The sequence below is a fragment of the Kocuria sp. NPDC057446 genome (assembly GCF_042802875.1).
Lineage (GTDB): Bacteria > Actinomycetota > Actinomycetes > Actinomycetales > Micrococcaceae > Kocuria.
The window spans coordinates 1-1,911 of sequence record NZ_JBHVDI010000277.1; the positions used below are offsets into that span (position 1 = coordinate 1).

Below are 1,911 nucleotides of genomic sequence, written 5' to 3' on the forward strand. Positions count from 1 at the left end.
CCGCCGCGGCCCCGGCCGACGAGCGGATCCAGACCAAGGGTCTGCTCGCGACCTTCCTGGCCCGCCCCGAGATCGGGGCCCTGGTCGGGGCGATCGTGGTGGCGCTGTTCTTCGCGATCGCCGCCCCCTCGATCACCCAGGCCCAGTCCATCTCCACCGTCCTCTACGGGGCCTCGACCATCGGGATCATGGTGGTGGGGGTGTCCCTGCTGATGATCGGCGGGGAGTTCGACCTCTCCACCGGTGTCGCCGTGATCACCTCCGCGCTGGCCGCCTCGATGTTCAGCTGGTTCTTCGCCGTCAACGTCTGGGTCGGGGTGGGCATCGCCCTGCTGACCTCCCTGGCGATCGGGCTGATCAACGGCTGGCTGCTGATGCGCACCAAGCTGCCCTCCTTCATCGTGACCCTCTCCACGTTCCTCATGCTCACCGGGCTCAACCTCGCCCTGACCCGGCTGATCGGCGGCTCGGTGTCCTCGCCCTCGATCAGCACCATGGACGGCTTCGACTCGGCCAAGGCGGTCTTCGCCTCCTCGGTGACCATCGCCGGGGTGAACGTGCGGATCACCGTGCTCTACTGGATCGCCCTGGTGGCGGTGGCCACGTTCATCCTGCTCAAGACCAAGGTGGGCAACTGGATCTTCGCCGTGGGCGGGGACGAGAACGCCTCCCGGGCCGTGGGTGTCCCGGTGGCGCGCACCAAGATCGGTCTGTTCATGGGCGTGGGCCTGTGCGCCTGGCTGCTGGGCATGCACAACCTCTTCGCCTTCGACTCCGTGCAGTCCGGGGAGGGCGTGGGCAACGAGTTCCTCTACATCATCGGCGCGGTGATCGGCGGGTGCCTGCTCACCGGCGGCTTCGGCTCCGCGATCGGCGGTGCCCTGGGCGCGCTGATCTTCGGCATCGCCTCCCGCGGCATCGTCTACGCCGAGTGGAACCCGGACTGGTTCAAGTTCTTCCTGGGCCTGATGCTGCTGCTGGCCACCATCGTGAACATGTACGTGCGCAAGCGCATCGAGAGGAAATAGGTGACCACCGTGTCCACGCAGAATCCGCCCACGGGCACCACCCCCGACACCACCGACACCGCCGCGCCCCTGGTGGAGCTCGCGGACGTCGGCAAGCGCTACGGCAACATCATCGCCCTGCGCGAGGTCACCATGACCGTCGAGGCCGGGAAAGTCACCTGCGTGCTCGGTGACAACGGGGCCGGGAAGTCCACCCTGATCAAGATCATCGCCGGGCTGCACCAGCACACCGACGGGACCCTGCGGGTGGCCGGACAGGAGACCACCTTCACCTCCCCGCGCCAGGCCCTCGACGCCGGGATCGCCACCGTGTACCAGGACCTGGCCGTGGTGCCGCTGATGCCGGTGTGGCGCAACTTCTTCCTCGGCTCCGAGCTCACCACCGGGGTCGGGCCGTTCAAGCGCCTGGACGTGGCGAAGATGAAGCAGATCACCAAGCAGGAACTGGCCGACATGGGCATCGACCTGCGCGACGTGGACCAGCCCATCGGGACGCTGTCCGGCGGGGAGCGCCAGTGCGTGGCCATCGCCCGGGCCGTGCACTTCGGGGCGAAGGTCCTGATCCTGGACGAGCCCACCGCGGCCCTGGGCGTGAAGCAGTCCGGGGTGGTGCTCCGGTACATCCTGCAGGCCAAGGAACGCGGGCTGGGGGTCGTGTTCATCACCCACAACCCGCACCACGCCTACCCGGTGGGGGACCGGTTCCTGCTGCTCAAGCGCGGGAAGTCCATCGGCTACTACGAGAAGAAGGACATCCTGCTCGGGGACCTCACCGCCCAGATGGCCGGCGGCGCGGAACTGGAGGAGCTCACCCACGAGCTCGAGCAGCTCGGCGGGCACACCTCCCAGATGCAGCAGGTCCAGGCCGACATGGCCGAGTCCC

At 68.1% G+C, this 1,911-nt stretch carries 2 protein-coding genes; both read left to right on the forward strand.

From position 1 onward, the window contains the following. Window positions 1–1,028 (forward strand): ABC transporter permease (locus ACFU0Y_RS18040; RefSeq protein ID WP_380216327.1); only part of this gene is annotated, 1,028 nt, incomplete at its 5' end. Window positions 1,029–1,097: 69 nt separating this feature from the next. Beyond that, window positions 1,098–1,911: ATP-binding cassette domain-containing protein (locus ACFU0Y_RS18045; RefSeq protein ID WP_380216329.1), on the forward strand; the 814-nt coding region annotated here is incomplete at its 3' end.